At 53.5% G+C, this 26,321-nt stretch carries 20 protein-coding genes; 9 read left to right on the plus strand and 11 right to left on the minus strand.

The features are described from left to right. Positions 1–47: 47 nt before the first annotated feature. Positions 48–473: an ABA4-like family protein gene (locus GJJ30_RS09560; protein ID WP_154174894.1), complete on the plus strand. Its 426-nt coding sequence runs from the start codon at positions 48–50 to the stop codon at positions 471–473. An 18-nt stretch (positions 474–491) separates the two neighbouring features. Further along, complete coding sequence (locus GJJ30_RS09565) at positions 492–1,346, plus strand: TraB/GumN family protein (protein WP_154174895.1); 855 nt, start codon at positions 492–494, stop codon at positions 1,344–1,346. On the opposite strand, the gene GJJ30_RS09570 is transcribed toward GJJ30_RS09565, so the two are convergent. Then, the gene (locus GJJ30_RS09570; protein ID WP_154174896.1) at positions 1,347–2,534 is read right to left on the minus strand and encodes a DUF8457 domain-containing protein; all 1,188 of its coding nucleotides are present in this window, start codon (positions 2,532–2,534) and stop codon (positions 1,347–1,349) included. It lies immediately after the preceding gene. A gap of 207 nt (positions 2,535–2,741) precedes the next feature. Here GJJ30_RS09570 and GJJ30_RS09575 point away from each other — a divergent pair, with 207 nt between their 5' ends. The 4 genes from GJJ30_RS09575 to GJJ30_RS09590 are packed head-to-tail and all read left to right on the plus strand — an operon-like array spanning position 2,742 to position 7,325. Continuing rightward, complete coding sequence (locus GJJ30_RS09575) at positions 2,742–3,371, plus strand: thymidine kinase (RefSeq protein ID WP_154174897.1); 630 nt, start codon at positions 2,742–2,744, stop codon at positions 3,369–3,371. 6 nt (positions 3,372–3,377) lie between these two features. Continuing rightward, a complete protein-coding gene (gene porZ, locus GJJ30_RS09580; protein ID WP_154174898.1) occupies positions 3,378–5,690 on the plus strand; it encodes a type IX secretion system anionic LPS delivery protein PorZ in 2,313 nt (770 codons plus the stop codon). A 29-nt stretch (positions 5,691–5,719) separates the two neighbouring features. Next, positions 5,720–6,349, plus strand: a complete 630-nt coding sequence (locus tag GJJ30_RS09585; protein WP_154174899.1) for a uridine kinase family protein — start codon at positions 5,720–5,722, stop codon at positions 6,347–6,349. 46 nt (positions 6,350–6,395) lie between these two features. Continuing rightward, positions 6,396–7,325, plus strand: a complete 930-nt coding sequence (locus GJJ30_RS09590; protein ID WP_154174900.1) for an alpha/beta hydrolase — start codon at positions 6,396–6,398, stop codon at positions 7,323–7,325. 101 nt (positions 7,326–7,426) lie between these two features. Here GJJ30_RS09590 and GJJ30_RS09595 read toward each other — a convergent pair whose 3' ends face one another. The 4 genes from GJJ30_RS09595 to nuoL form a co-directional block, all read right to left on the minus strand. After that, positions 7,427–8,581 carry an acyltransferase family protein gene (locus tag GJJ30_RS09595; protein WP_154174901.1) on the minus strand — a complete coding sequence of 385 codons (1,155 nt, stop codon included), beginning with the start codon at positions 8,579–8,581 and terminating at the stop codon, positions 7,427–7,429. A 141-nt stretch (positions 8,582–8,722) separates the two neighbouring features. Further along, complete coding sequence (locus GJJ30_RS09600) at positions 8,723–9,628, minus strand: prohibitin family protein (RefSeq protein WP_154174902.1); 906 nt, start codon at positions 9,626–9,628, stop codon at positions 8,723–8,725. Positions 9,629–9,671: 43 nt separating this feature from the next. Beyond that, positions 9,672–11,333, minus strand: a complete 1,662-nt coding sequence (locus GJJ30_RS09605; RefSeq protein WP_154174903.1) for a complex I subunit 4 family protein — start codon at positions 11,331–11,333, stop codon at positions 9,672–9,674. 36 nt (positions 11,334–11,369) lie between these two features. After that, complete coding sequence (nuoL, locus tag GJJ30_RS09610; protein ID WP_154174904.1) at positions 11,370–13,274, minus strand: NADH-quinone oxidoreductase subunit L; 1,905 nt, start codon at positions 13,272–13,274, stop codon at positions 11,370–11,372. Between the two features lie 189 nt (positions 13,275–13,463). Between nuoL and GJJ30_RS09615 the strand changes: the two genes are divergently transcribed. Next, positions 13,464–14,408: a phytanoyl-CoA dioxygenase family protein gene (locus tag GJJ30_RS09615; RefSeq protein ID WP_170299154.1), complete on the plus strand. Its 945-nt coding sequence runs from the start codon at positions 13,464–13,466 to the stop codon at positions 14,406–14,408. 78 nt (positions 14,409–14,486) lie between these two features. On the opposite strand, the gene GJJ30_RS09620 is transcribed toward GJJ30_RS09615, so the two are convergent. The 6 genes from GJJ30_RS09620 to GJJ30_RS09645 form a co-directional block, all read right to left on the minus strand. Continuing rightward, positions 14,487–15,959 (minus strand): sulfatase family protein, encoded by a 1,473-nt coding sequence (locus GJJ30_RS09620; RefSeq protein ID WP_154174906.1) that lies wholly within the window; start codon positions 15,957–15,959, stop codon positions 14,487–14,489. A 162-nt stretch (positions 15,960–16,121) separates the two neighbouring features. Further along, the gene (locus GJJ30_RS09625) at positions 16,122–16,631 is read right to left on the minus strand and encodes a GNAT family N-acetyltransferase (protein ID WP_154174907.1); all 510 of its coding nucleotides are present in this window, start codon (positions 16,629–16,631) and stop codon (positions 16,122–16,124) included. Between the two features lie 72 nt (positions 16,632–16,703). Continuing rightward, entirely contained in the window at positions 16,704–17,990 is a 1,287-nt protein-coding gene (locus GJJ30_RS09630) for an O-antigen ligase family protein (protein WP_154174908.1), read from the minus strand. A gap of 252 nt (positions 17,991–18,242) precedes the next feature. Further along, complete coding sequence (locus GJJ30_RS09635; protein WP_154174909.1) at positions 18,243–19,247, minus strand: ankyrin repeat domain-containing protein; 1,005 nt, start codon at positions 19,245–19,247, stop codon at positions 18,243–18,245. Positions 19,248–19,350: 103 nt separating this feature from the next. After that, entirely contained in the window at positions 19,351–22,881 is a 3,531-nt protein-coding gene (locus tag GJJ30_RS09640; protein ID WP_154174910.1) for a M1 family aminopeptidase, read from the minus strand. Further along, complete coding sequence (locus GJJ30_RS09645) at positions 22,875–23,774, minus strand: ABC transporter ATP-binding protein (protein ID WP_154174911.1); 900 nt, start codon at positions 23,772–23,774, stop codon at positions 22,875–22,877. The genes GJJ30_RS09640 and GJJ30_RS09645 overlap by 7 nt, the downstream gene beginning before the upstream one ends. Before the next feature lie 205 nt (positions 23,775–23,979). Here GJJ30_RS09645 and GJJ30_RS09650 point away from each other — a divergent pair, with 205 nt between their 5' ends. After that, positions 23,980–25,479 (plus strand): sensor histidine kinase, encoded by a 1,500-nt coding sequence (locus GJJ30_RS09650; RefSeq protein ID WP_170299155.1) that lies wholly within the window; start codon positions 23,980–23,982, stop codon positions 25,477–25,479. After that, a complete protein-coding gene (locus GJJ30_RS09655) occupies positions 25,476–26,186 on the plus strand; it encodes a LytR/AlgR family response regulator transcription factor (protein ID WP_154174913.1) in 711 nt (236 codons plus the stop codon). The genes GJJ30_RS09650 and GJJ30_RS09655 overlap by 4 nt, the downstream gene beginning before the upstream one ends. Positions 26,187–26,321 lie beyond the last annotated feature (135 nt).

The following is a 26,321-nucleotide window of genomic DNA, read 5'->3' on the forward strand; positions in this document are numbered from 1 at the left end:
TGACTGTCAATTACTTTCCGTACTTTGTCATACTCAACACCCTGTTCATGACTACCGAAACCGTTTTTCAGCTTGTCAATGCCCTGGTTCTGCCGCAATGGCTGCTCATGATTGTTGCACCCCGTTGGAAACCGACGGATTTTCTCACCAAATCACTGATTTTTCCGGCGCTCTTGGCCTGTTTCTACATTTATTATCTTTTTTTCGGCGATAGCGGGCTGGATTTTGAATCGTTTAGCACGTTGATGGGCATAAAAACGTTATTCGTTCAGGATACCGCGCTCCTGGCGGGCTGGATTCATTACCTGGCGTTCGATCTGGCGGTGGGAAGCTGGATGGTCCGCAACAGCCAGCGTCGGAAAGTGCCACATGGCTGGGTGATTCCGTGTCTGATTCTTTGTTTTCTGCTGGGGCCCGTCGGATTGCTGCTTTACCTCGGTATCCGATCTGCGAAGCCGCAGAAAACCTACTGATACCTTATTTTTTGACGAATGAAAACGCTTTCTTTTTTACTGGTACTCGTTTCATCCACTGCGTTTTCGCAGTCATTGCTGTGGAAAGTGTCGGGCAACGGGCTGAAAAAACCGTCCTATCTGTTTGGTACTTACCATATTCTGAAAGACAGTTACCTCAACCAGAATCCCAAAATCAAATCAGCCTACGAGGGCGCGGAGGGCGTGGTGGTGGAAACGGAAATCGATTCGTCGGCCATGCTGTCGATGGCGATGCGCGGGCTGATGCTCGACAATAGCCTCAATAAGCTGCTTTCGGAAGCGGATTACAAACTGGTGGCCGACGAATTCAAGAAGGGAACGGGCTACGATCTGGGCCTTTTCAACCAGATGAAACCGATCGTTACGGCCACGATGCTTAGTTTGTCTTACGTCCAGAAAGAATCCGATACGCTGAGCACGTTTACCGGTTTGCCGCTCGATCTGTATTTTGCCAGCGACGGCCGGAAACGGCAGAAAACCGTTAGCGCGCTCGAAACGATGGAGGAGCAGATGTCGTTTCTCTTCGACCACGATCCGGTGGAAAAACAGGCGCAGCAACTGGTGGAAATGGTGAAAGGGAAAGACGATATGCACGATCTGGGCAAATCGGTTACCGAATTGTACCTGAAACAGGATTTACAGGGCATGTGGAAACTGAACGAAAAAACCGGTAGCACGTTCGGCGACATGACCTACCTGGTGGATGAGCGCAACCAGCACTGGATGAAGCGGTTACCGGGCCTGATGGCCGTCCGTCCCACCTTCGTGGCCGTGGGTGCCCTGCATTTGCCCGGCCCCAACGGTCTGATTGAATTACTAAAAAAAGAAGGCTATAAAGTAGAACCGCAGTAATTACGCAAACCGCCGTTTCAGAATGTCGATCAACATGGCCACTTCGTCGCTGCTCATGTCCCACAAATACTGGGCGGCATACCGGTACGAGACCAGATCGCGGGCCTGATCGTAGCTCGTCGCGCGGTTTAGCTCTTCAATTGCTTCATTGTACGAAGCCGCGTTGCCGTTGAACAACTGATTGATAAACATGAACTTCTGGTTCAGCGAGATGCTTTTGCTGATGCTTTCGATCGGGGCGCGGTAATAGGTTTCGCCGACGGTGACCGGGCCGTCCGATTCTTCATTAACAGCCGGATTGACTTCCAGGGTCGAAACGTCGCTCAGGTGAGCCGTCGCCTGACTGGGCTGCATCGACGGAGCTACGGGCTCTTCAGCGGAGCCTGAATCGGATAAAAAATGCGTGTGAACGCTGCCGTTCAGGTCCGGTGGCGTGCCGTTGACGGTCATGCCGTTGGTGACTGCCGGAGCCGCCGGGATGGCGGTATTTTCAACTTCGGTATCAAAAAATGATTTATTGGCCGCCGGAAGCGGCTGCACGGGGGAGGAATCGTACGACGATTTGCGCAACAACATCCCCGGATCGAGCAGCAATTTCTCCGAAAACAGCGGAATATATTTCTCCGGTTTTTCCAGTTCCCGACCCCGCTGCATCAGAATCTCATCGAGCCAGTTCAGCGCCTGATTGACGTAAACGACACTTTTGCCCTTCATGCGCTCTTCCACAGCCGCCGGAACAAACTTGTTGATTTGCGTATACCGGGTCAGCAAATGCGCTGCGTCGGCCGTGAGCGAAAAGTCGGGCTGGTTCCGCAGGGCTTCGTCGAAATAATGACGCGGATCAAACAGCAAAATCAGCGTTCGGCGGGTAGCATCGGCCAGCAAAGGCTCCAGATTTTCCCGGCGTACGGAAATATGCTGCGAAACGGTATTCATGAAAACCTGCATTGCCTGCCGGACATCCGGGTGTTCAAAATCAAAGAAAGGGCTGCGAAAACGTTCGGCATCGCTCCGCCATTTGTCGGATAAACTGCTGATAATAAATAGATTAACCTGGCTAACGGGGCTTAACTTTAAAAGTTCCTGTCCGCTGATGACGGAATGGTGGGCAAAAAAATCACCGGCCACTTTTCGGGCGTATGATTTGCAATATTCAGTAAGGGAGGAAGCGTTGAACTTGTTCGACATATCAAAATATCTTTGCTTTGTAAAGATATGGTTTTCGCTTAGAATATTCCGTTCAGACATTGGTGAAATTCTCGTTAAAGCCGTTTTTGCCACAACAAGAAGAGTGCCAGATTATTTTACCCCAACCCCCTGAAGGGGCTTCACAGGATTCTCAAAAGCTCCCTTCAGGGGGTTGGGGGTATTTATTCTATTCAACGCTAGGAAAGTATGTTTATTGAACCGAACCGCCGACGTGAACCGCCCCACCTGCGCACGGGCTGGATTGAGGTGATTTGCGGCTCGATGTTTTCCGGGAAAACCGAAGAACTCATCCGGCGGATCAACCGGGCCATCATTGCGCGGCTTAAAGTCGTTATTTTCAAGCCGTTGATCGATACGCGCTACCACGAAGAAAACATTGTTTCGCACAACGCCAACGCGGTTCGCTCGCAACCCGTTCAGTCGGCCCGGGACATTCTGAACCTGGCCGGCGATAGCGAAGTGGTGGGCATCGACGAAGCCCAGTTTTTCGACGACAAAGAACTGGTCGAAGTTTGTAACCAATTGGCTAACACCGGAAAACGGGTCATCCTGGCCGGGCTCGACATGGACTTTGAAGGAAAACCGTTCGGCTGCATGCCGCAGTTGATGGCCATCGCCGAATACGTCACGAAAGTCCACGCCATTTGCGTCGTTTGTGGCGACATTGCCAGCTATTCCTACCGCCTGAGTAAATCCAAAGAAAAAGTACTCCTCGGCGAAACCGACAGTTACGAAGCCCGCTGCCGCCGGTGCTATCACCTCGGTAACCAGGTCGTTAGCAAGGAGTGGGTGTATGAGGACACGAGTAATGAATAATTAAAAATGAATAATGAATATCGAATAACGAAGGGGAGAATAGTGCAGAAAGCGGTGCATTGCCCGGCGCGCTCATTCGCTATTCATTATTCGCTATTCAATATTCGCTATTCATTACTCAGTAGTCGCTATTTTGCCCTTTTTCTTCATTGGTCATTCTTCATTGTTCATTGCGCAAAAGCGCAGCCAGGCATCTGGCATTCCCACCCCAGTTTTCTTTCCACGCAAACCGTTGCGGCTGTTCAAAACAAGGTTTACTGCGCATCCGAGAACGGTTTTTTCTACTACGATCCGGCGGCCAACGAGGCCACGCGACTCAGCCGCGACGACGGTTTCAGCGAATCTGGCATCAGCCAGCTTTTCTACCTTTCTGACCAGAAACGGCTGCTGATTGGTTACCGAACCGGTACTATTGATTTACTTTCTGTAACTGATTCGGGCGAACCAGCAGACATAACGACGATCACCCTTATACGCGACGCCACGCAGATTCAGGGAAGCAAGCGCATCAACCAATTGACCCGCACCGGCAACGACGCCTATCTGGCCTGCGATTTTGGTATTGTAGTGCTGGATGTCGCCCGGGGTGAAGTCCGGGATACGTACCGCAACCTGGGACCCAACGGGACACCGGTTACGGTTTTTTCGACGGCATTGGCCAACGACTCCATCTACGCATCCACCTCGCGCGGCCTGCTGGCGGCCCGGTTTGCGCCGACGGTCAATCTGGCGTTTTTTGGCAATTGGAAAACCGTATCGCTGCCGCCCGGAACGTCCGTGCAGTCGGTGGTCGGCGTAGCAAACCGCCTGTTTGCGGCCATTCCGGGTCAGGGGGTTGCCGAGCGGCAGGGCGGACGCTGGATCGTGGTCAAGTCTCTGCCGATCATTACCGGTTTGCTGGCAACGTCGACGGAATGGATTGCCACCGCCCCCGACCAGCTTCAGCGGGCGTCGGGCGTTTTGCTGCAGAATGCGGTTTTGGGCGAACCCAAAGAAATAACTGAAGCGGCCGGAAGTTTCTGGGTGGCCGATTCGTTATCCGGTTTGCTGCGAATTATCGGAACGGTTGTTCAGGCGGTTAGCCCCAATGGTCCGGCTTCGGATGTGTTTCAGCGCCTGGCGGTCGGACCGTCGGGTCAGGTGCTGGCGTTGCCGGGCGGTTTTACCGACGACCTGAAACCGCTGCGTCGTCGGCGCGGCTATGACCAGTTTCGGGAGGGTCGCTGGGAACATTTTCTGGCGTCGTCCCTGCCAACCGACTTCGTTACAGCGGCTTATAACCCAACCGATCAGCGGACGTATCTGGGGAGTTTCGGGGGCGGACTGTGGTCGTTGGATAACCAGAATTTACCGGGAGTCGTCAACCAGATGGTTGACAGCATCAGCAGCCTGGCCGGTGATCCGAACGGCGACGTCTGGCTGGCAATACCATCGCTGGCGCTCAGTCAGGAGACGATTCAGGTTCGGCGGAAAAACGGCCAATTCCAGTCATTTACACCTGACCGGGGCGATATTCACCAACTGATCATCGACGACAGCGGTTTTTTGTGGATGCGCCTAAGCGCCTACAACGGCGGTGGTATGCAGGTTTTTGACCCCAAAACAAACCGGACCCGGTTTTTGTACAACCAGTCGGGCGACGGCGATTTGCCGGGCCGAAACGTCCGTTCGCTTGTCAAAGATCGCGACGGTCTGATCTGGGTTGGGACGGATAATGGCGTGGCGGTTTTCGACAATCCATCGGCGGTTTTTACCGGATCGGTCAACGCCTACCGGCCCGTGTTCGATCGTCGGCGGTTGTTGAGTGGTGAATCAGTTACGGCGCTGGCGGTCGACGGCGGAAACCGGAAATGGATCGGGACCGCGAACGGGCTATATCTGTTCAACGGAGACGGAACGGTTTTGATCAACACGTTTACGGCCGACAACAGCCCGCTGCCGTCGTCGCAAATTACCGATATTGCCATCGAACCCACGAGTGGCGAAGTCTTTATTGCCACGCCCAACGGACTGGTTTCTTACGGCGGAACGGCGAGCGAACCGGCTCCGGTTTTTGCCGGAATTACGGTTTTTCCGAATCCGGTTCGTCCCGATTTCGGCGGTTTGGTCAGCATTCGGGGGCTGGTCGAAAATACGATTGTCAAAATCATGGACGCGGGCGGTCAGTTGGTTTACGAAACCCGTTCGCAGGGCGGAACCGCTACCTGGAACCTGCGCGATTACCGGGGTCGGGCTGCCGAAACCGGGGTTTATTTCGTATTCGCCGTGGCGCCGGATGGGCGGGAGGGCATAGCCGGGAAATTAGCCGTCATACGTTGATTGTGGGGCCAAACTTTTATTTTTGTACCATGAAACCATACATCGTCGGAATTACGGGCGGGAGTGCCTCCGGAAAAACCTCTTTTTTGAAGGGATTGATCTCCGCTTTTTCGGAAAATGAAATCTGCCTGATTTCGCAGGATATGTACTACAAACCGCTCGATCAGATTCCGCGCGACGACATTGGTGTTCATAATTTCGATTTGCCCCAGACCATCGATCACCTGCGGTTTGCCTGGCACATCCGCCAACTCCACGAGGGGCACGTGGTGGAAATGCTGGAGTACACCTTTAATAATCCGAATGTTGTGCCTAAGATGCTGACATTCAGGCCCACGCCCATCATTGTGGTGGAAGGGATTTTTGCCTTTCACTTTGAAGAGGTTGTGGAGCAGCTTGATCTGAAGATCTTTATCGACGCCAAAAACAAGATTAAATACGAGCGCCGGATGGTGCGCGATCAGGCCGAACGCGCGCTGACGCCCGAAATGATCAAGCACCAGTGGGACTACCACGTCCGCCCGACGTATCAGGAATTTATCAAACCTCACAAAGCCATTGCGGATATTGTCATTCCTAATAATGTCCATTACCAGAAAGGTCTGGAAGTGGTGATTGGGTATTTGAAAGGGAAAGTCGCTAATTTGGCGGCAACATAACAAAAACCGGGTGCCGGAACTGGCACTTATTCTATTCCTGAATCGTATGAATTTTACGCTCAAACTCCTCTCGGCGACCTTGTTGCTGGCATCTTCTGTTATGGCTCAAAAACCGGAAACCGTTGAACTCTGGCCCCAAAATCAAATTCCGAACGCCATTCCGAACGAGGCCGTTCAGGAAAAATCGGAGATGGGAAAAGACGGTATTTTACGCATCAGTGACGTCAAAGTGCCAACCATAACGGCTTTTCTACCGCCCAAAGACAAGGCTACAGGAGCCGCCATCATGGTGATTCCGGGCGGGGGGTATAGTTTGCTGGCCTATGGCCACGAAGGCGAAGAAATGGCACAGTGGTTTAACGAGCGCGGTATTGCGGCTTTTGTCTTGAAACACCGCCTGCCCGACGACCGGACGCAGACCAACCGCCACGAAGTTCCGCTGGCCGATGCGATGCAGGGCATGAAGCTGATTCGGCAAAACGCGGCCAAATGGAACATCAACGCCGACCGCCTGGGCGTGATCGGTTTTTCGGCGGGCGGCCACCTCGCGTCAACCTTGTCGACGCATTACCACCGGGGCGCTGCCGCCAGCGAAGAAGCCAAACCGAATTTTGCGATCCTGATGTATCCGGTGGTGACGTTTGGCGCAAAAGCCCACGGCGGCTCCCGCGACAAGCTGATTGGCAAAAATGCGAGTCCGGAGCAGATTGCGTATTATTCCAACGAGCTGCAGGTCGACGCCAAAACCCCACCGACCTTTCTGGTACACGCGCAGGACGACAAGGGTGTGCCGGTGGAAAACAGCATCGATTATTACCTGGCGCTAACCAAAGCCAATGTCCCGGCCGAAATGCACCTTTACCCCAAAGGCGGCCACGGCTACGCACTCCGCGTGAAAGGCAAAGGTTCCATCGAAAACTGGCCTGCAGCCTGCGAAGGCTGGCTGAAATCGATGGGATTGCTCGATAAGAAGTGATTATTTCGCGGAGTTGAGCGGAGGAAAAGAGAGTTAAGCGAAGCCTATTTTTCTCTGCGTAACTCCTTTTTTCTCCGCTTATCATCGCGAAACAACTTAACTCACACCCGCAAAAACACCTTCTTTTTGTATAGAAAATACAGAAATACCCATTTCACGGCCAATAGCCCCACGATGGCGCCAACGGCCTGGACGGGTTCGGAGAAGAAACTGAGAATACCGTGGAAGAAGAATTTGGATGCGTATTCAAAGTCGATGAATTCCCCGGCAATGTAAATCAGGATGGAATTCATGCCGATGACAGTGAAGAAAAACGCCCAGCCGCTTACGTTTTTGACGTCGATGATCCAGTAAAACAGCGCCAGCATCAGCACGCTCCAGCCACCGGCCACCAGCACGAATGAGCTGGTCCACAGATTCTTATTGATCGGAAAAACCAGTCCCCAACTGTAGCCCAGCACCAGACAGGAAAGACCGCCGAGTACGAGCCACAGTGTTTTCTGGTCGCGGTTGGCCGCCCGACCTTCGCTTTTAAGCAACTGGCCGGAGAAAATACCGAGCATCGCCGTTCCGATGGCGGGAATGGTCGAAAACAAACCTTCCGGATCGTGGACTTTCAGGTATAACCGTCCCGGCATAATGGAGCGGTCGATGTAACCCGCCAGACTGCAATCGATCGTCAGCAGACCAGCTCCGCAACCCGGCACCGGAATCAGTTTCATCATGGCCCAATAGGCCAGCAGTAAACCGGCAAACCAGGCGTATTGCACTTTCGGATTCGGGAAATACAGATAGATCAACTGGGCGAACATGCCCGCCAGACCAATGCGGCCCAGTACGCTCCCAAATCGGGTTTCACTGAGGGTTTTGACGAGAATACCGTTGTTGTAAATGATGCCGAGCAAGACTAGAATCAGCCCGCGTGTGATCATTTTGCGGGCCAGCTCACTCTTCGGGACGCCCCGCTCGATCCGGCTGCCGACGGCGAAGGGCGTAGAAACCCCTGCCATGAACAGAAAAAGCGGAAAAATGCAGTCGTAGGGCCGAAAACCGTTCCATTCGACGTGGGTGAACTGTTCGGCCATAAAAGCCGCCCAGGCCCAGCCCGTTGTTTTGGCCAGCACGTAAAATATCTCTTCTCCACCGGCAATCCAGAACATATCGAAACCCCGCAGGGCATCCAGTGATTTCAGACGCCGGACGGGTGCCGGTTGGGCCAGCGCAGGCTCTGAAACAGCGGTAGAAGTTTGTTGCATACCAGTTAGATTAGAAAGACTGTGTGTAATACTGTTTTGGCCCGATAATGGACTATCGTTTTTCACCTAATCCCCTAAAGGGGACTTTAAGCATCCGGTCCTTATGCGTCCAAGTCCCCTTTAGGGGATTTAGGGGCGCAATCATTTGTCATTTAAAATCAGAGGAACATTGCCCCGGCTGCCCAGAACGATGATTTTTGCATTGGGTGAAGCGGCCAGTTCACGCTGAACCTTGATCTGCTCATACTGCAACTGTTTATCAGACAGGCCCGTGGCCAGAATTTTCTGGTAATCGGCAATTCCCTGGGCTTCTACGCGTTTCCGTTCGGCCTCCTGACGCTCTTTTTGCAGCACAAACTGCATTTTCTGCGCGTCCTGCTCGGCGTTGATTTTGGATTCAATCGTGGCTTTCACCGACGCGGGCAGGTTAATGTTTCGAATCAGCAACTGCTCCAGCATCAGCCCGCGTTTGGTCAGGTCGGACTCGATGGTTTTGTAAATGCGGTTTTGAAATTCATCCCGCTTGGTGGAATAAAGCGCCACCGCGTCGTAATAAACCGCATTGTCGCGGATGCGGGTTCGGGTGATGGGGCGAACCACTTTGTTGGAATAATCAGCGCCGATGCTGCGGTAAATCTGGGGCGCTTCGGTGGGGTTGACGCGATACAGAACCGTCAGATCGATGACTACTTCCAGCCCGTCGGCAGTTAATACCCGGATGGCGTCATCGCCGAGTTGCCCGCTTTCGTCGTGCGCCCCGGACATGGTGTAATTCTGGGTTTTAACGTCGAATTCGGTGACCGTCACCAGCGGATTGACGAAATTCAGGCCACTTTCCAGCACGCGATCCTGTACACTGCCGAACAGACTCTGTACGCCCACCGTTCCGGCGTCGATCTGACGCACTGCCGACGAGAGAAAACCGATGATAATGAAGATAGTTCCAACCACTTTGAGCGGCCTCGAAAACCGGGAAACCGCCAGGGAAGGCGTGTTAACGGCAAAACCGACGATGAGCGCCAGTATGCCCAGAATGAAGAAAAACATTTTTCCGTGGTGAGTTTAGTACAGTCATAAGTAATGATACAAATTATTCTACACTAAACCGCTGAATCCATTCCGCAACGGTGGAGTTGGTCAGATTGAAGAGCAGGTTCGGAAACAAACCGAGGAGCAACGCTAAAGCCGCCAGTGGAATCAGCATGAGCCGCTCGCGGGCGTCAAGGTCGGTGAGTTGTCCGGCAGTTTCGGTACGCGACCAGAGAACGCCGAAAAACATGCGCTGGAGCGTCCAGAGGAAATAGGCAGCCGCCAGAATGATGCCCAGCGTGGCCAGAGCCGTCATCCAGCCGGGAAGCCAGAGCGACTGAAAACTGCCCATCAGCGTGAACAATTCACCCACAAAACCGGAGAAACCGGGCAAACCTAACGAAGCAAAAAAAGCAATGGCCGTTAGGGCGGTGTAGCTCGGCATGGCGCTGGCCAGCCCCCGGTAATTGTCGATGCGCCGGTCGTGGGTGCGGTCGTAGATGACGCCGGTAAGCAAAAACAGCATGGCCGACAACACGCCGTGACTCGCCATCTGGTACACCGCGCCATTGACGCCTTCCGACGTCAGCGAGGCAATACCCAGCAGGACAAACCCCATGTGCGACACGGACGAATAGGCAATCATTTTCTTCAGATCCGACTGCGCCAGCGCGTTAAAACCGCCGTAGACAATTGAAATCACGCCCAGACCGGCCAGTAAGAGCGCGTATTCGGCGGCCCCGTCGGGGAACAGCCCCCAGCCGATTCGCAGAAAACCGTAGCCACCGATTTTCAGCAACACACCCGCCAGCACCACCGAAACCGGGGTTGGAGCTTCGACGTGGGCGTCAGGGAGCCAGGTGTGGAACGGCACCACCGGGAGCTTGATGGCAAAACCGAGAAAAACGCACAGAAAAGCCAGCATGCGAGACGGAAGCCCGAAAACGACGAGCTCGCCGGTTGGACCCAGAAAGGAATCGGGCAGGTAATTGCCGCCGTGGGCCATGTAGCGCAGATCGAAGGTATGGACGAGTTGCTGCGACTGAATTTTGTAATCGGCGAGCAGAAACTGAACCTGCCGGATGATGGTGTCAGTGGCCTCCGAGCGGTCGCCGATCAGCCCAATGTTGACCGCCGTTTCGACCGGGTCCATGACTGATAAATACAGGCTGATCATCACCAGCAGAATCAAAACCGAGCCCGCCAGCGTGTAGAGGAAAAACTTGATGGACGCGTATTCCCGGCGCGGGCCGCCCCACAAACCGATGAGAAAATACATCGGCAACAACATGAACTCGAAGAAGAGGAAAAACAGGAAAAAATCGAGCGCGATGAAACAACCAATGATGGTGGCCGTCAGGAGCAGATACAGCGCGTGATAGGCTTTTAACCGCTTGTCGATGGTCCAGGACGAGATGGCACCGACGAGCATCACTACACCCGACAGCAAAACCATCGGCAGGCTAATGCCGTCGACCCCGACCAGATAGTCGATGGAAACGACGCCGAGTGAGCCCAGCGGCAGTGTAATCCAGTCGATGCGTTCGAGAAGCTGGTAGTCGGCCAGTGCCGGGTCGAACGTCCGATAAATGGCTCCGCAAACCAGCAGTTCCAGGGCGCAAACCGCCAGCGTAATCCACTTGTAGCTATTTTTCAGACTGTCTGGTAAAAGAACCACCAGCAGCGAACCGATCAACGGAATAAAGAGAAGTGAAGACAGCATAGTTTGGTGTCGGCAACAGCGATGCGCTGGTGTAGACTAGATCAAAAACCAAAGAATAACTAACAAACCGACGACCGCGCTGGCGATGTACGATTGAACGCGGCCATTTTGCACCGAACGCGTCAGATTGCCGAGCCGGTGCGCCAGCCAGGATGCGCCGTTGACCAGGCCGTCGACGATTGCGCGATCAATCCAACTGATGACGTGGGCCAGCACGACGTTGCCAACGCCGATAAAATCAACCAGCCGGTCGACGATGCGCTGATCGAAGGCGAACGAAAACCGGGCGAGCCGGACAAACGGGCGGACGATCAGGCGGTTATAGAAACCGTCGAGGTACCAGTTATGCTCCGACAGGCGGCTTAGGCTCGTTGATTGGGGCGAAACCGGCATTCGCCAGCCGAGCCAAAGGCCAATGGCCACCACGCTGATGGATAAAACCGCAATCCACAAATGCCCTTCGCCCTCGTTCTGGAGTGGAAAAAGCTGAAAAAACCAGCTGTGTTCGGCGGAAAACGGGTTGGCGGTAAAAACAAAACCGGTCGACAAAACCGCCAGAATCAGAACGGGCACCGTGAGCATCGGGCTGGATTCGTGCGCGTGATGCTCCGGGTTTCTGGACTCACCGAAGAAAACCAGTTTCCCCTGACGCATCATGTAACAGGCCGTTAATCCGGATGAAAAAACCGCCAGGATTGGGATGAGGTAGGCAAAACCGCCCTGCTGTCCGGCCCAGCCGAACGCGTCGGTCAGGATGGCTTCTTTCGATAAAAAACCGGCGAAAAGCGGAAAACCGGAAAGGGCAGCCGCGCAAACCGCCCAGCCGATAAACGTGATCGGCATCGCTTTTCGCAAACCGCCCATGTTGCGCATGTCCTGCGTATCGGCCCCGTGAATGACCGACCCGGCCGCCAGAAACAACCCGGCTTTGAAAAAGGCGTGGGTCGTGAGGTGAAACAATGCGCTTGAACCGCTGCCGGTTCCCATCCCGATCACCATTAAGCCCAGTTGGGAAACGGTGGAATAGGCCAGTACTTTTTTAATATCGGTTTGATAGAGAGCGGAATAAGCCGCCATCAGCATCGTAATCGTGCCAACGACGGTGATGATCAGCAGGGCGTCGGGCGTCAGTAAAAAGTGAATGCGGGCCAGCAGGAAAATCCCGGCGGCCACCATCGTCGCGGCATGGATGAGTGCCGAAACCGGCGTCGGACCTTCCATCGCGTCGGGAAGCCAGGTGGTGAGCGGAAACTGGGCCGATTTGCCGATGCAACCGCAAAACAGGCAAAAACCGGTCAGCGTCGCCAGCCAGCCGTCGGCAACAAACGCATTCGGGAGCGCGGCCAGTTCGGTGGTTCCGGCCTGGAAAAGCACCAGAAAAATACCGAGCAGAAAACCGGCATCGCCTACGCGGTTCATGATAAACGCCTTTTTGGCAGCCGCAGCCGCCTGCGGTTTTCGGAACCAGAAACCGATCAATAAATACGACGACAGGCCGACCAGTTCCCAGAAGGCATAGAGCACAATCAGGTTTCCGGCCAGCACGATTCCGAGCATGGAACCGATAAACAGACTCAGAAAACCGAAATACCGGTAGCGATCGCGTTCGTCGTGGAGGTATGAAATGGAATAGATTTGAACCAGCAGCGCAATGAAATGGACGACCACCAGCATTAGTAAAGTCAGGGCGTCAAGCCGGAATGAAATGGGCACAACGCGACCGGGCATGAGGAGCCAATCCGTACGTAATGTCCGAATTTCGGTGCCGATTTGGTTCACCAGAAAAACCGATAATGCCAGTCCGGCCAGCGTCAAACCCGCACCCAACGCGCCCACCCAGTCGTTGATTCGTCGACCCGCCAGCAGCCACAAACTGCCGCTCAGAAAGGGCAGGAGCAACAGGAGCCAAAGAAGATTTCGAATGGTGTTTTCGTCGAACATCGCGCAAGATAACGCCGGACGTTTGCCGGGGCAAATATCCCGTACTAAACGGTAATAAAAATAATTAGTTACTTTTATGGGCGATTAGTATATATATCTAATCGGCGGCTTATATAAATTTGATTCAGGATCACCTTTTCATTTATTCCAATGGCTGTGGCAACCTCACAATCTGCTGAAAATTACAGCATGAATCTTCCGTGGATCGAGTCACCTTTTTTCCGCTCTGAGCTGAAAAAAGCGAATCTGAGTCCGGAGATGGAGCGCATCGTTACACAATTTGCCGAAGAAGGTTTTGTGGTTTTCGATCCCGAAATTGACGAGTCTATACTGGATCAGGCTTTGGAACAACTGGAGCCTAAACACCTGGCTGTCAAAGACGATCGTATTCAGGATGCCTGGAAAGATGTGGAGGCCGTAAAGCAAATTGCGACGGCTCCAAAAGTGCTGGACGTCTTGCGCATGTTATACCGCCGGGAGCCGATTCCGTTCCAGACCCTGAATTTTAAACTCGGAACGCAGCAACGGACCCACAGCGATTCGATGCACTTTCACTCGATTCCGCAGCGGTTTATGTGTGGCGTCTGGGTGGCGCTGGAAGATGTTCGCAATGATAACGGTCCGCTGCATTACTATCCGGGTAGCCACAAGCTGCCTTTTTATGATTTGTCCGATATTGGCATCCGGGCGACTTCGGCAAAGACCCTGAACGAAGCCTACAGCAAAACCTATCCGAAATACGCCGATTTTCTGAGCGATATGATCGAGGCTCAGGATTTGAAAAAGGCCATTCTGAACATGAAAAAGGGCAAAGCCCTCATCTGGGCTGCGAATTTGCTGCACGGCGGGGAGCAGATTATAACGCCCGGATCGACCCGCTACAGCCAGGTGTCGCACTACTTTTTCGAGGACTGCGTCTACTACACGCCTTTGCAATCGGATATGCCGTTGGATAAATTATACCTGCGTCAGATTACGAATATCATCACCGGCGAGAAGGTCGCCAACAAATACATCGACGCCTACATCAACCAGGAAAACGAAGGGTATGCGATGCGGATTACGGTTCCCTCGGCTTTTCGCCGGATCGGGGGCATGATCCTCAAACCGTTCCGCAAACTGCTGGGCCGATAAAATCAGCTTTAGGCTTATCAATCCGGATTGCAAGCGGTTCGGCGGTTTTCCCGCTGCCCTTCGGAAACGGGAAAACCGCTATTCAAACGCCCATTTGCTTACCCACTGATCTTTGGTTTGCTGCTGAAACCGCTTTAATTTTCCCTGCATGCGTTTCAAAACCGCCTGATGCTTGGGATCACCGGCGAGGTTATGCACTTCGTCGGGGTCGTTTTGCAGATCGTACAGCTCGAAACGGGGCCGGTGCAGATACGCTTCCACGCTCCGTTTTCCGTACAGCTTCCGCTTCTCCTGAAGCACATTCTGCCACGTAAACGATTGGTACAGATCAAGCGCCATTGGAAAAGTCAGCGAATGAGCGATGTTAAAAATCAGCTTGTACCGACGTTCGCGCAGCACCCGCATCGGGTAATACATCGTCACTTCGTGCAGCGAATGCGACGCGTAGACCTCATCCCAGCCCGTTGTTTTTACCTGCTCCACGATGGTTTTGAAACTCCGGCCCTGCCGGTAAAGCGTGTCCGATAGCGCACCGGCAAAATCCAGCAGCGTTGGCGTCAGATCGACCCACGACACCATCGCATCCTGCACGAAGCCCGGTTTTTGCGGTTTGGGCAGTTTAACGATCAAAGGCAGTTTCATTCCCGGTTCGTACAAAGTGGTTTTTGAACCGGGAAAAGGCGCTCCGTTGTCCGACAAATAGATGATAATCGTGTTGTCGTACTGACCGGTTTCCTTCAGCAATGCCACCAGCCGTTCCACGCCCTGATCCAGCCGACTGATTGACTCGTAATACTGCGCCAGTTCCAGTCGGGCCGCGCGGGTGTCGGGCAGATAGGGCGGGACCCGGACCTGAAACGGTTGGTAAAAAACGTCGTGGACCTGCGGATAACCGCCCGGCCGGTTGCCAAACCGGTTGGCCTGATCGCTCGTAAAAACCGGTGAGCCGTCGGGCGCCACAGAATTGCTGCGGTGCGGATCGTCGGTGGCGAAATAGAGAAAAAACGGTTGTTCGGAAGTTTCCGAAAAGAGTGGATAACACAAATCCGCCATCGCAACCGGGCTGCGGCCAATCGACGCCGGATTGTTGGTCCCGCCCGCTTGCAGCACCCGCTGAAAATGGTACGCCGACTCGGGCGCAACGTGGAATTTTCCGATCCGGGCGGTTCGGTACCCGGCTTTTGCGAGTTGCACCGGCAACGTCCGAACCGTATCGAAGGAGCTGAAATGGTGTTCGCGGTGTTCCAGCCCGTACATGCCGTTGGCGTGGTTATGCAGGCCCGTCAGCAGTACCGACCGGCTGGGGCTGCAACTAGCCGTGGTGCAGAAGGCGTTGGTAAACCGCGTACCTTCGGCGGCTAACCGATCGATGTGGGGCGTTTTGACGACCGGATTTCCGTAGCAACCGACGGCTTCCCGACCGTGATCATCGGCCACAATCAGAACGATATTGGGTCGTGCCTCTTTCCGGTTTTTCGGGTTCCGAACCGGCAGAAAAGCCGTAATGGCTGTTAGCAGAAGAAAGGCAATTGGCAGCAGAAACCGTTCCATCCGTTACTTTTTCCGGTAAAAATAGAAGACGGTTTGGAATGGCGTAGCAAAGTGTGAAATAATTCGCGATATGCGGTTTTGCCCCTAAATCCCCTAAAGGGGACTTGAATGCTTAAACATTCGGATTTAATAAGTCCCCTTTAGGGGATTGAGGGGCAACCATTACATATCCGCCAATCGTTTTTCGTAGCAGTAAAACCGCAAACCGGGTCGGAAACCCAGCCCGATTTCACCGGCGAACGCGTAGCCGACTTTCGGAAAAAGCCGCTGGGTGGCTTCGTTTTGGGTGTTGGTATCGATTCGGAGAACATGGATTCCGCGTTGCCGGGCCACGTCTTCGGCCTGCGCCAGCAGCTTGGCGGCAACGCCCCGCCCGCGAACCGCCGGATCGACCGCCAGCCGGTGAACGACAATGGCGGTTTCGGTCAAATCCCAACCTACCTGGGCGTATTCCGGCTCCTGATCGGTCGTAATGGCCGCCACACCAACCAGTTGGCCATCCAGTTCGGCTACCCAAAGTTGTTCCTTTGCGATGTCGTTTTCAAAAACCGCAGCGTTTGGGTACTCGTTATCCCATTGAAAATTCCCGACGGCCTGCATCAACGGCACAACGCGTCGGATCAGTTGTAATAAAGCCGGAATATCGGCTAAGGACGCTAAGCGTACTCTCATTTTTTGTGTTAAGCAGTAAGAGTTAAAAGAAGAAACCGGCCATTTTTTAACTCATACGTCTTGACTAACTTTTTATCCAATTTCGGGGACCAGTTCAGGTTTCCGTTCCGGCGTTTTGATGATTTCCGGCTCCACCGGATTCGGCTGAAGTTTCATCCCGGCCAGAAAAAACAGGGAGGTGAAAAAGGAATAGAAAACTACCCCACGTTGCTGCGATAACACATTTTCGGTGAAAAAGGTAATCACAAAAATGAGCAGCAGAATGGCATACAAATGATCACGACGGCGGGCGGCATTGGCAAACTGAACGCCCATAATAACGACGAGCAGGACGATGCCGGCCAGCCCAAAACAAAGCCATTGATTGATGTATTCGTTGTGGGTATCGTGGGGTTCCAGCGTTACGTGAAACATCCGCGAATAATCCTTATACCGGGCTTCCAGAGCCGGATCGATGCCGCCGGGGCCAACGCCCGTCAGCCAGTTTTTCTTCAGGACATCCAGATCGACCGACCAGATAACCTGCCGCATCTGAATCGAATTGGCATTCGGGTTGTCGTTTGGTTTGGCCGTTACCAGGGCCGAAAGTTCTCCCACTCGCTGGCTGCTGAACGGGATGGAAATACAGGCTACCGATACCGAAAGCAACAAGACGGCCAGAATGGGAACAACCTGCTGTTTGTGCGCCCGATTGATCCAGCCGTAGTAAAGCAGAATCGCGAAAAGCGCAATAACCGGTGCTTTGGGCATAAGCGCCATCAAAAACAGAAACAATGGGAAAAGTACCGCGCCCAGTTTCCAGCCCTTCAGTTGTTGCCGGTGTTTCGGGGAAATCAGCAGAATCGCCGTGGCAAAACACAGGTAAATACCCATGTACGTTGGGTGGAAAGTCGTGATTTCCGTAAAATAAAGCCGGTATTGAATGTGGGCTTCCGGTCCGTTGATCTGCAGGCCGTATTTGAGCAAATAAAATAGATTCCCTATCAGACAGGACGCAAAACACGCGTAGACGAAGTAAATCAGCTCGCCCGAAATGATTTTCCGGGTTTTCGGCTGCATGAAAAGCAGCGCAAACGGTGCCACCATCAGGCTGGCTTTCTGCTCCAGATCAAAGAGTACCTCGGAACGGCGGGATGGGTCGGTAAATGGGAGGTGAACCGCGTAAAGCAGGTAAATACTGCCCAGTAACAAAGCTCCGCCGTAAGGCCGAAAGTGGCGGTTTTTAGTGAAAAAAGCATCTCTGATGACCCAGAAAAGAAAAATGCCCATCAGAGTAAAAATCTGCAGCCGGTTCGGCAGGAAAAAAGCGATCATTACCGCTCGGGCTAAATGCTTATCGTACGCAGTCAAACTATCCATTCAGGTTGTTTTTTATTCGGGATAGCGTCATGCAAGTGGGTCAATCCATCCTTGTGGTTATTCTAACATCTTGTTTTTCACACCGTTAAGAAGTGAATCGGATACTCAGAAAACCGGTCACCTACTGCTGCATGCGCTTCCGTCCGTTTGGTACTATGACCCTTAGTACGAATAAGTAGTTGCAATTGTTTCATTAATCTTATCGTGTAGTCCACAAATCGCGGAGAGAATCACACGGTAAACGCCTGTTCGTCAGGGCTTCCGGGTGGACGAAGTAGCCATACTTTTTTGCAGGGCAATAAAGGTCGCGGGAGCCGAACCGGCTTCGGCGTATATTTTTTCGCGCTTGGCGATGAACTCCCCAAACACCAGTTGCTGCGGGCCCACCACCGTCGAATCGGCGCCGTGTTCCAGCAAAACCTGACAAACATCCCACAATTCCTGGCGGGCTGCCGCCAGCAGCGCCGAATGACCGGCCAGCCAGCCATAGTCGGCCGTCGGGTAAATCACGTTCGGATCGGCCCCGTGTTCGAGCAACAGTTTTACTTTTTCCAGCCGGTCGGTGGGGTAATCCATCACCACGAACAAAACCGGAAGGTTCTGATTCTGAAGATGTTTTGCGTTGGCATCAGCGCCTTTTTTCAGAAACCATTCCAGCAAGGCCGCCGGACTTTGCCGGGCAACCAGCACGTGCGTGGGCGTCCGGAGCGAGTCAGCGGTTTCGATGGTGGCGCCATGAGCCATCAGCAACTCCAGCGCTTCCACACTGAACGGCGAGTTATACATTCCAGCCGTGCGAAGGGCCGCAAAATCGAGCAAGGTCGTGTGATCTTTCCCGCTTTCGTTCAGCAACCGGGGTTTGGCCAGCAGCGCCTGCAACTTCGGCATGTCATTGGCCGCAATGGCTTCAGCTATTCGCAGTTGGTCTGGATCGCTAAAATAATACGAGCCGTCCCAACGGCCTTCGTCCTCTTTTTCAGACCGTTGCGTAAAGTAAAAATTCGTGGCGGCTTCGCGAATGCCGAACACCAGCGGCAGCAACAGGGCGAACAAAACCGCAATTTTGGTGAGCTGGTAAGGTAAAAGATTGAGGCCCAGCACCACCACCAGCAGAATGGCCCCCACAAACAGATAGCCCGCAGCCATTCCCCGCCCGGCGGCATCGGTGCCGGATTGATTCAGCGTCAGCGCGGAATACGCCATCAAAACCGCATAACCGCCGATGAGCGCCCAGTTGGTCAGTCCAATGATTTTCATAACCGGAAATTGCAGCCCCCAAACCGGAAAACCTACCCGCGATGAACAACGGGTAGCATCCGGTAAACAATTGGGGCATTGCGAGACGTTGCTTTCCCGAATTTTACTCGTTCAGATTCTGCACATTGTCGGTCGTATTGTCGTCCAGCGCAAAGCCGTAAGGATCAATCGCGACGGCTTTTGGCTTCTGATTCACAATTAGTTGAATGATCGTACGGGCTTTTGAGAAACGGTATTTCCGGGTAAAAACCGGCCGGGTTGCCGCGTTCCAGTCTGCCGTATGCTGGTTAAAAACTGCCAGTTGCCACTCATCGTCGGGCGGTAACGCAAGCGGTTTTCCGTCGGGCCGGTGCCCGGTTTTGGCATTGTTTATTTCCAGCGTCAGCGCAAACCGACCGGCCGCAAGCGGTTTACAGTCCCGAACGCGAATCGATAAATTGTTGGTTATAACTGCCCGCAAGGCTTCATCGATCAGGCGACTTTGGGCGTCCGTAGCTTCCTCTTGCAAGGCCCAAATCAGATCCTCCGGTTTCGGTTTTTTTCCGGGATGGGTATGTTCGGCCAGCAATCGGCGCAGCGCCCGGTTGAACCGCTCTTCGCCCATCGCTTCCTGAATCCGGCACAAAACCAGTCCGCCTTTCTGGTACGCAACAAATGGCTGCCCTTCCGTCGCAATCAGGGGCAATTCTGGTTCTCTCTGGTTCCGGTTCGCAAAATAATAATTCTTATCGCCCTGAAAATAAGACCGTAAGGCCATCTCGCCATATCGTTTCCGGAGAATGGTTGCTTCGGTGTATTTCGCCAGCGACTCCGTCAGCAGGGCATCGCCGGGGCCGGAAACCGGTCGTAGCTGGTGCGCCCACCACTGATGCGCGACTTCGTGAACAGCCGTTGCATAAGCGTAATTGACCCGTTTCGTGTCCCGGAAGTCAACCAGAAAATTGGTCCGTTCCTTACTAAAAACCGCCCCCGGATAAGCCGTTGCCGAGCCGCCGTACTGCGGTAGTTCGGCCAGCGTGAGTTGCGGAAACGGATACCGGCCAAAATGCTGATTTCCATAATCCAGCGCGTCTTTCAGGGCCTGCATCATGGCCGGAACGTTTGCGGTTTGCCCCGGCTGGTAACAAATTCGCAGCGCGACGCCCTTGTAAACTTCTTTCAACTCGGCATACCGGGCCGAACTCAGCGCAAACATGAACGGAATGGGCCGACTGGTTTTGTAGTGAAAATAGCATCGGTGGTCACTCATCCACGATTTTTGCAGCGTTCCCACCGTCACGACCTGCTGATCGGCGGAGGTCGAAACCGTGGTTTCCAGATCGATCAGGTCATAGTCGGCGGACGGATTCGGGAAGGATTGTTCGCCCAGACCGGCCTTCGTGCGAACCAACGGCTCCTCGCACTCCAGCCGACTGTTGTAACCCAGAAACGGCACGTATTTCTCCAGCTCGATGTACGAACCATTTTCAACTATGGAATTTTCGGCGTTAAACGGCACAAAACCGGTCCGATTAACCGTCATCGAAAACCGCAGCGGCAACGTTTCGCCCGGTTGCATCGGTTTTTTGAGATCGAACCAGAACTGGTTAAAAACCGGGTCGTGCGTTTTCTTTTGCACACCGGGCAGGTCCAGTTGGACCAACGATACTTCGGGATCGACGCCCAGCCAGAGCCGGTGGACAGGCGAGGCCGATTTATTTTGCAGTTGGTAAACGCCCTTCACGCGGTATTGGCGGTTTTCCGGGAAAAGATCCACCTGCGTTCTGACCGCCGTAATCACCGGCTGACGGAGCGCGGCAAACCGTTTGTAGTTCTGCTCATACTGAATTTGCCAGTCCTGCCAGGCGGTTTTGCTGCGGTAAGTCGCGATCACGTTTGTCTGATAATAAATCACTCCGCCCACCAGAATCCAGAGCAAAAAGACGCCCGCGAACATCCACCGGCCGGTTTTGCCCCACGGCTCCCCAACCGCTTTGATACGCTGCCACGTGCTGACCTGCAAACGCGTTGGCCAGAACCCAACGGCCAGCATTCCCAGCAAAACCGCACAACACGACCAGTAAATCATATACCAATCGAAAGCGACCGCGTAATGACCGAAACCGTTCATCGCTGAATAATTTAATTCCGGAACAACGGCATACCGCAACAGGTAATGTTCCAGACCCAGCCGCCGACTAAAAGCCAGTATGCCCGCAACCGTCATCGTCAGCACCATTCCCAGGTATTTATTGGGGCTAAGTAGCTGGATAAAAACCGCCAGAACTGCAAACAAAAACAACGGCAAACCGCTGTAATAGTAGAGCGAAAGATAAACCGGCCAATCGTTCGTGAAATACCCCGACGTCCATTGAATTACGAGTCCAATAGCACTATTTGTGCTGATAATCAGGAAGATTAATAAAGCCAGCGCGCCAAGTTTGGCTCCGACAAAAACCAAGCTGTGAGCGGGTGTACTGCCGACCAACGTCTGCCGATTGGTCGATCGCTCCCGCCAGAGGAGTTCCGCACTCCAGAAAATAATCAGCAGCATGGCGGGCCGAACGGAGCGGAGATACTCGACGATAACTCCCGTATCGGGGTAAGTCACGGTACCGAACCAGCCGTTGCGCAGGTTATCGCTTACATCAACTCCCATCAGAATTACCCACAGAACGAGCATCACCCAAACCGGGAATTGTCCAAAAACCGCTTTGGCCTCCAGCCTGAGTTGCGCGCCCAGCGCCAGTCGCATGTGCTGTAGGGTTCCGGGATTTACGCCGTACCGTCGATACGGAATCACCGGACGGACAGTTGGTTGCGGTTCGGCTTTTTGGGTGCGAATCGCCTGCTGTTCGCCAAACGAAAACCGGCGGTATCCAATGAGCAAAACGAGCAGGGCAATTCCGCTCCACAAAAACCGGTTGACGACAAATAAACCATTGAGGGGGAAAAGCTGGTGGTTGCGCTGGTCCACCGTCCAGAAACGGGTTTCCTGAAAAAGGGGCGCTAACCCGAAGGGATCGATCAGGAAGGGTAACCAGCCCGGCTGATCCTGGATGGTTGATCGGGCCATCAGGGGCGAATTGCCCAGCACCGAGCCGAGCAGATACAGGACGTACAGCAGCACGCCCGTTGCGTAAACCGCCCGCGCGCTCCGGCTTAGGAGGGCCGTCGTAAAAATCAGGCTGACCGAGAAAAAGAGATTCGGGACGCCGAAGATCAGCAACGGCCAGAGGTAATGGACAGGTTGAAACGGCCCCTGTCGAAGCGGATCGAGCAGGAAGCCGCCAACTAACAAACCTGCCACCGCCAGAATCAGTAGGCCAAACACGGCTGCATACAAACCCAGAAACCGGGCGACGAAGTACGAAAACCGCCGTACGGAACTCGTTCCGACGAGCGCTTCCATCCGGTACGTAGTGTCGCGGAGCACGACGTTGGCGCAAAGCAAGGTGCTGACCAGCACCAGAAACAGGGACAGCAGCCCCACCAGGACGTCGATGACGTAAGGGGCGTTGGTAAACACCGCGTCGCCCCCAAAACCGCCCCGCACGCAGACCATTCCGAACAGGAAAAACAGCAGGGCTGCCGCCCGGTAGGAGAGCTGGCGGCTGTGGTACCGCCCTTCAAAACCGAGCAACAGGGTTAGCATAGCGTCGCCTTTTGAGCCGGTTTTGATTCGGCCAACACGGAAAAATAAACCTCTTCAAGCCCCGGATTGAAGGGAACAAAACCGGGTTCGGGACACGCGTCGGCCAGCACCAGTACCTGCCTTTTGCCGGCCAACATCCGGGTTGACAAAACCGTATAAGCTAATTGATAGTCGGTTAAGGCCCGGCTTTCGATTGTTTTGCTCCACACCCGGCCCCGTAAAGCCGCCGTTAGCTGCGCCGGACTGCCCTGCACAATGATTTTTCCCTGTGCCATCACCGCCAGTTGCGGACACAGTTCGTACACATCCTCGACAATGTGCGTGGAAAGAATCACCACCACTTCTTCGCCGATTTCGCTCAGCAGATCGTGAAAATGGTTGCGTTCTTCGGGATCGAGCCCCGCCGTGGGTTCGTCTACAATGATGAGCTGGGGACTTCCCAACAAAGCCTGCGCAATGCCAAACCGCTGTTGCATCCCGCCCGAAAACGTACTCACGGCCCGCTTCCGAACCGTATACAGATTGGTTTGCTGCAACAGCGCATCGACCTGTTCGCGTCGCTCGGTTTTGTTCAGCAGTCCTTTCAGAATGGCCAGGTGATTGAGCAATTCGCTCGCCGAAACGTTCGGATAAACGCCAAAATCCTGGGGGAGATAACCCAACTGGCTGCGCAATTGCTGCGGATACTGGTGAATATTAAGGCCGTCGAACAAAACCGTTCCGGCGTCGGGTTGCTGTAAAGTGGCCAGCGTCCGCATCAACGACGATTTGCCGGCTCCGTTCGGGCCCAATAAACCAAACAAACCGTTCGGAATTTCCAGCGAAACCGCGTCCAGCGCCTTGACGCCGTTGGCGTATTGCTTGCTGAGTTGTTGTATTTTCAATCGACTCATAACCAGTTTCTTAGTGCAGTGAATGAGCCGAAAGCTAGTGAGTGAAAAAGAAACCGACCCGTTTAAATGAGCAACGGACTGCCGGTCGTGACGAATGACGCAAATGGGCTGACTTCGGGAAATGAACGACGTTGGTCACGGACTTCGATCCGTTCGTCATTTTGATTTGCGGTTTTCACCGACGCCTTCTTTCTTGACCCTTCCAATGATGTTGAAACCCTTCATTTACAAATCCGAACGGCTGCTGCGGCACCCGGAACCCTGGCTCTATTTCGGGCTGGCAAGCGGATTAAGCATTGCCAATACGCTGACGAATCGTCCGACAAACTGGACCACCTATTTTCAATCGCTTCTGACAGTCAGTGCTTTACTTCTTCCGGTTCTGGTGGTTGCCTGGTATAAACCGGTCTGGAAACCGCAGCTTTCCGCCCGTTTGTACTTAAAGCGCTGGCTGGCGTGTTTCGCGGTTTACCTGCCGCTTGGAACCACGGTTTTTGCGTACACAACCCCGTTCGACTTACCCGACTCGTTATTTATCATTGCCGGATTCTACGCGCTGCTGCTCGAATTGCTGCTCGAAAGCGCAGTTTACGCTCAAAAACTGGTACGTCAGCGCCGGTGGTTACAAAAATTTGGGCTGGAAAAAGCCATTATGACCAGCATAACGCTGATTTCCGTCACTCTGGCGGCCATGGCGGTTTCGAGTCTGGACAATCCGGCCTACGACACGAAGGAGCAGTTATTGATTGCTTTTGTGCTGGATTTTGGCAAAATCGGTCAGTATTTCGGCACATTTCTGTTTTTTACGCTGCAATTTTTGCTGATGTACCTGAGCGGTTATCTGTTTTTTTACATCAACAGTCATTTTCTGGTTTCGCAGATTCTGAAACAAAAAGGGCTGGTTTTTTACGCCCTGAGCGTGCTGGCGACGATTGCGTTATTGTACCCGCTAATTGCGCAAGGGTTACTAGCTCTACCGATCAACGATCGGCTGGGCGGTTTTTTTTCCAGCAATCCGTTCCAGCTCGAAAATGCCTTCGCGGCTTTGGCGGTCATGCTCGTGAGTTTGCCGGTGGTGCTGGCCTTGCAGTGGTTTAACCAAAACAGCCGGATTGTGGCACTGGAGAAGGAAAAAGCCGAAACCGAACTCGATTTGCTGAAACAGCAGCTCAATCCGCATTTCTTTTTCAATACACTCAACAACCTCTACGCCCTGAGCCTTCAGAAATCGGATCAGGCGCCGGAAAGCATTCTGAAACTGTCGGAATTGATGCGCTACGTCATTTATAAAGGACAGGAACGGGAGGTTACCATCCGGCAGGAAATCGACTACATCAACGATTATCTCTATTTACAGCAAATCCGCCTTCGGCAGCGGGCCGGCATCCGGTTTGAGCAGGAAATCATTGACGACCAAAAAACCGTGCCGCCCCTGTTGCTGATCGTGCTGGTGGAAAATGCGTTCAAACACGGCATCGAGCCCGCCCACGACCCGGCTTATTTGCACCTGCTGGTGAAATCGGATCACCGGCAGCTTTATATTCGCTGTGAAAATTCGGTTGAGCCACCGGAAGATTCCCGTCCGGGAATTGGGCTCCGGAATCTGAAAAGGCGGCTGCAACTGCTGTATCCGCACCAGCACGAATTGATCACAACCGTTCAGGATCAGCGGTTTCGGGCCGAATTAACGTTGACGTTTTTATGAAAATGCGCTGTCTGATTATTGACGATGAACCGCTGGCGCACGATGTCATCCGGACCTACGCCGAGGGAATTCCTTTTCTGGAAATCTGTGGCCATTGTTACCGGGCCACGGAAGCGCTGGATTTTCTGAGTCAAAACCCGGTCGATCTGCTATTTCTGGACATTCGTATGCCCCGGCTGACCGGATTGGAACTGCTGAAAACGCTGATTCAAAAACCGCTGGTCATCATCACGTCGGCCTACGAAGAATATGCGCTGGAAGGCTACGACCTGGATGTGTCCGATTACCTCCTGAAACCGTTCCGCTTCGACCGGTTTTTGAAAGCCGTCAACCGCGCCCTGGCGGAGTTTTCCCGGCAAAAACCGGCTTCTGTCTCACCGCCTGCGGCTCCGTCCGTTTCTCCACAATTGTACATCAAGTCCGACAAAAAACAGGTTCTGGTGCAGCTGGAGGAGATTTATTACCTCGAAAGTCTGGGCAATTACGTGAAGGTCTGGCGGGAAACCGGTTTTTTACTGACACCCCGCACGCTGACCAGTTTTGAAACCCAGCTTCCGGCCGACACCTTTGTCCGCATTCACAAGTCGTTTCTGCTGAACAAACGGTTTTTGCAGTTTATCGAAGGGAATACAATTACGCTAAAGAACGGGAAGAAGCTGCCCATCGGGAAAAATCACAAATCGATTGTTCAGGAACGGTTGAAATAAAGTGACTTGGAGATTATTTCCTTGATCACAAGTCATTTCAGTGCCATCGGCACATAATGTTTGTAGAAAAACGGCCTTCCAGGCATCCAGTGCGTGCCATCGGTACGCAATTCAAGCTTAGTTGCGTACCGATGG

Origin of the sequence: Larkinella terrae, from assembly GCF_009668025.1 — a bacterium.
In the GTDB taxonomy this organism is placed as follows: domain Bacteria; phylum Bacteroidota; class Bacteroidia; order Cytophagales; family Spirosomataceae; genus Larkinella; species Larkinella terrae.